Raw genomic sequence first — 4,307 nt, 5'->3', positions numbered from 1 at the left:
CGAGCCCGGCGCTGATCGAGTGCGCTTCCTGGATCTGCCCGTCCTCGTCCTGCATGATCGCCGAGTACGCACCATGGAGGACGCCCGGCAGCCCGGCCACCGCCGGGTCGACATCGCGCGGCATGCCGAGGTCGCAGATAACCAGCGGCTGGGCGGCTTCGTCACGGTGCAGAGGGGCCAGGGCGTGGTAGACGTCAGCCAGCGACACCACTGGGCGCACCGCGCCGGTGCAGCTGACCACGACGTCGGCGTCGGCCAGCGCGGCGGGCAGCCGGTCCAGTCCCATTGCTTCGGCCTGCGTGCCCGCGTCGCGTATCTTGCGGGCCAGTCGCTGGGCCCGCGGCAGCGAGCGGTTGACCACATGGACATGTCCGATGCCGGCGCAAGTCAGATGCCCCGCCGACAGGGCGCCCATCGCACCGGCGCCGATCACCGCGGCGGTCTTGCCTTGCAGCCCTGCCAGCTTGCTGTCGGCCATGCCCAGCGCGACCGAGACCACCGACGCGCCGGCGGCATCGATCGCGGTTTCGGAGTGCACCCGCTTGCCCACCGCCAGCGCGCGCTGCGCCAGCTCGTGCAGCACTCGGCCCACTGTGCGGTTGGCCTCGGCGGTGGCATAGGCCCGTCGCACCTGACCGAGCACCTGCTGTTCGCCGATCACCGCCGAATCCAGGCCGCTGGCCACCGCGAACAGATGCTCGACGGCGGCCTCGCTGTAGCGGACGTAGGCGTATTTGGTCAGGTCGCCCAGCGACATGCCGGAGTGGTCGGCGAGCACCTGCCCGATCACGGCCAACCCGCCGTGGAAGGCGTCCACCACGGCGTAGACCTCGACCCGATTACAGGTGGACAGCACCATCGCCTCGGTCACCAGCGGAGACTGCAATACCCTGTCGGTGATCTTGATCTGGTCAGATTCGTCGGTGCTCAGCTGTTCTAGAACCGAAACCGGCGCACTGCGGTGTGAAACCCCGAAGAGCAGGACGCTCACGGCAGCATCACCTGGCCTGCTCCCTTGCTTTCGCCAACGAACTGCCTTCTACGGTAAACGTCTAACAGTTGTGCTACCAAATTTGCCCACCGCCCCACCCGGTCAAGCGAGATCTGCGCGCAGGCGATCTTCGTCGACCTCCCAATAGCTATGTTCGCGACCGTCAAGCAGGACCACCGGTAGCCGGTCGCCGAACTCCGCGCGCAGCCCGGGGTTGCCGGCCGCCGCGGCGGTGTCGACGTCAGTCGCGGCAAGCTCGAAGCCCAGTTCGGTGGCAAGCTCGGCCAGCTGGTCGTACACCCGCGCACAGATCAGACAGCCGGCCCGGGTCAGCAACTCCACTCGGTGACGGCTCACGGCACCAGTGTGGCACCGCTAACGGTGACACCCGGTGTACCCGCAGGCCAGATAGGGTTGAAGCGGCGATGTGCCAGTGCGGCGGAAGGAGGTTGACGGTGGCTTCCGGTGAAGCAGACAGCACGGGTTCTGGCCGTGTCGACCTCGAAGCGCTGGGCGGTGACGCCAGCGCCCAGCGCGCGCTCGACGAGCTGCGCGCCGACACCACCGCCGACATTCAGCCGCCCGTCGACCTGACCGCGGCCGCATTCTTCGACGTCGACAACACCTTGGTGCAGGGCTCGTCACTGCTGCATTTCGGTCGGGGGCTGGCCGCGCGCAAGTACTTCACCTACCGCGACGTGCTCGGGTTCATCTACGCCCAGGCCAAGTTTCAGCTCATCGGCAAAGAGAACAGTGATGACGTCGCCGCGGGCCGGCGCAAAGCGCTGGCTTTCATCGAAGGCCGCTCGACCGCCGAGCTGGAGGCGCTTGGTGAGGAGGTCTACGACGAGATCATCGCCGACAAGATCTGGCCGGGCACCCGTGAGCTCGCCCAGATGCATCTTGACGCCGGCCAGCAGGTGTGGCTGGTCACCGCCACCCCGTACGAGCTGGCGATCACCATTGCCCGCCGGTTGGGGTTGACCGGCGCGCTGGGCACGGTCGCCGAATCGGTCGACGGGGTGTTTACCGGCAGGCTGGTCGGCGAGTTGCTGCACGGCACCGGCAAGGCCCACGCTGTGCGCTCGCTGGCCATCCGTGAGGGTTTGAACCTCAAGCGGTGCACCGCCTACTCCGACAGCATCAACGACCTGCCGCTGCTGTCGCTGGTCGGCACGGCGGTCGCCGTCAATCCCGACCCGCAGCTGCGGGCGCTGGCGCGCGAACGGGGGTGGGAGATCCGCGACTTTCGCACCGCCCGCAAGGCCGCCCGGATCGGGGTTCCATCGGCGCTGGCGCTGGGGGCGGCCGGAGGCGCGCTCGCTGCAGCCGTGTCGCGTCGCCGCGAGCGCGGGTAGCGCGCGAGAGGCGCACCGACCGCATGGCCGCCGTGTCGCGTCGGCGCGAGCGCGGGTAGCGCGCGAGAAGCGCACCGACCGCATGGCGTCACGGCGGCACTCACGCTGATAAGCTGCGCCGCTGAGCCCTAATTTGAGCGGAGAGTAAGAAGCGGAAATGACTGTTCCCGTAGAAGCTCAATCGATCATCGGTAAGCACTACCGCCACGGCGATTACTTCGACGTCGGCCGGGAAAAGATTCGCGAGTTTGCACGCGCAGTCAAAAACGAGCACCCTGCGCACTTCAGCGAGGACGCCGCCGCCGAGCACGGCTACCCCGGCCTGGTGGCCCCGCCCACGTTTCTTGCAATCGCCGGCCGGCGCCTCCAGCTGGAACTGTTCACCAAATTCGACATCCCGATCAACATCGCCCGGGTCTTCCACCGCGACCAGAAGCTGCAGTTCCACCGGCCCATCCTGGCGAACGACAGGCTGTATTTCGACGCCTATCTGGACTCGGTGATCCAATCCCACGGCACAGTGATCACCGAGATCCGCAGCGAAGTCACCGATGCCGACGGGAAGCCCGTGGTAACCAGCGTCGTCACCATGATCGGGGAGGCGGCCGGTCAGGAGGCCGACGCTGCAGCGACGGCGGCGGCAATTGCGTCGATTCGCAGTGGGGCTTAGGGTCGGCCGCTATGAAACAGGGGGCTACCGATCCGACGCGCGATCTCACGCCGCACTTCGAGGACGTGCAGTCACATTACGACCTCTCCGACGACTTCTATCGGCTCTTTCTCGACCGAACGCAGACCTATAGCTGCGCCTACTTCGAGCGCGACGACATGTCGCTGGAAGAGGCTCAGATCGCCAAGATCGACCTGTCTTTAGGCAAGCTCGGCCTGAAGCCCGGTATGACGCTGCTTGACGTTGGATGTGGTTGGGGCGCAACCCTTTTGCGTGCGATCGAGAAGTATGACGTCAATGTGATCGGCCTGACTCTGAGCAAGAACCAAGCCGCGCACGTCGAGCAGAAGTTCGCCGAATCAGACAACCCGCGCTCCAAGCAGGTTCGCCTGCAGGGCTGGGAGCAGTTCCGCGAGCCGGTGGACCGGATCGTGTCGATCGGGGCGTTCGAACACTTCGGCCGCGACCGCTACGACGACTTCTTCAAGATGGCCTACGAGGTGCTATCGCCCGGCGGGGTGATGCTGCTGCACACCATCATCAAGCCCGCCGACGACGAGTTCGCCGCGCGCGGGCTGCCGGTCACCATGAGTCACCTGCGGTTCTTCAAATTCATCATGGACGAGATCTTCCCCGGCGGAGACCTGCCGCAGGCGGTGGTGGTTGAAGAGCACGCGACCAAAGCGGGCTTCACGCTCACCAAAAAGCAGCAGCTGCGGCTGCATTACGCGCGCACGCTGGACACCTGGGCGGCGAACCTGCAGGCCCGCAAGGACGAGGCGATCGCGATCCAATCCGAAGAGGTCTACCAGCGCTACATGAAATACCTGACCGGCTGCGCGGACTTGTTCCGCGACGGCTACACAGACGTCTGTCAGTTCACCCTGGTCAAGCCGGCCTAGCCCGCGCGAAAAGACGCAACCGTCTCCAATTTCGGCCGAAACGAGCGGCTTTCGCGTCTGTTGGCCAGAAAAGTCAGCCGAAGAACATGTTGCGACGGCCGGCCAGCAGCCGATACAGCGTCTGCTGGATGGTCTCGCGCACCTGATCGGTCAGCTCGAACGTGACCATCGGGTCGTCGGCGTCGCCGTGGTCGTATTCGTAGGTTGAGTTCGGCTCGCCGAATTCGATTTACCACTTCGACGGCAGCGGCACCATCCCCGCCGGCCCAGCCAGCGGGAATTCGCCGACAGTTAAGAAGCTCGGTCGAGATGCGCCTCAAGCCGCTGCTCCAGGTGGCGCCTGATCGCCGGCCACTCGTCGTCGATCACCGAGTAGTAAGCCGAGT

Annotated in this window: 5 protein-coding genes and 1 pseudogene; 3 read left to right on the top strand and 3 right to left on the bottom strand. The window is 65.8% G+C overall.

The features are described from left to right. Together ACFE99_RS23285 and ACFE99_RS23280 are read right to left on the bottom strand one after the other, a co-directional pair. Positions 1-991 (bottom strand): glutamyl-tRNA reductase (locus tag ACFE99_RS23285; protein ID WP_375488978.1); only part of this gene is annotated, 991 nt, incomplete at its 3' end. A gap of 102 nt (positions 992-1,093) precedes the next feature. Beyond that, positions 1,094-1,348 carry a glutaredoxin family protein gene (locus tag ACFE99_RS23280; RefSeq protein ID WP_375488976.1) on the bottom strand — a complete coding sequence of 85 codons (255 nt, stop codon included), beginning with the start codon at positions 1,346-1,348 and terminating at the stop codon, positions 1,094-1,096. Positions 1,349-1,416: 68 nt separating this feature from the next. On the opposite strand from ACFE99_RS23280, the gene ACFE99_RS23275 reads away from it, so the two are divergent. The 3 genes from ACFE99_RS23275 (at position 1,417) to ACFE99_RS23265 (ending at position 3,921) form a co-directional block, all read left to right on the top strand. Beyond that, complete coding sequence (locus tag ACFE99_RS23275) at positions 1,417-2,349, top strand: HAD family hydrolase (RefSeq protein WP_375488974.1); 933 nt, start codon at positions 1,417-1,419, stop codon at positions 2,347-2,349. A 157-nt stretch (positions 2,350-2,506) separates the two neighbouring features. Next, positions 2,507-3,019: a MaoC family dehydratase N-terminal domain-containing protein gene (locus ACFE99_RS23270; protein ID WP_375488972.1), complete on the top strand. Its 513-nt coding sequence runs from the start codon at positions 2,507-2,509 to the stop codon at positions 3,017-3,019. An 11-nt stretch (positions 3,020-3,030) separates the two neighbouring features. Then, a complete protein-coding gene (locus ACFE99_RS23265; protein WP_375488970.1) occupies positions 3,031-3,921 on the top strand; it encodes a cyclopropane mycolic acid synthase family methyltransferase in 891 nt (296 codons plus the stop codon). 73 nt (positions 3,922-3,994) lie between these two features. Here the strand turns inward: ACFE99_RS23265 and ACFE99_RS23260 are convergent. Then, positions 3,995-4,204 (bottom strand): annotated as a pseudogene (locus ACFE99_RS23260) (hypothetical protein); the annotation flags it as partial. Between the last annotated feature and the right edge of the window lie 103 nt (positions 4,205-4,307).

The organism is uncultured Mycobacterium sp. (assembly GCF_964249325.1).
Taxonomy (GTDB): Bacteria; Actinomycetota; Actinomycetes; order Mycobacteriales; family Mycobacteriaceae; genus Mycobacterium.
Note: the sequence above shows the minus strand (reverse complement) of the source record. Positions and strands in the feature narration are given on the sequence as shown.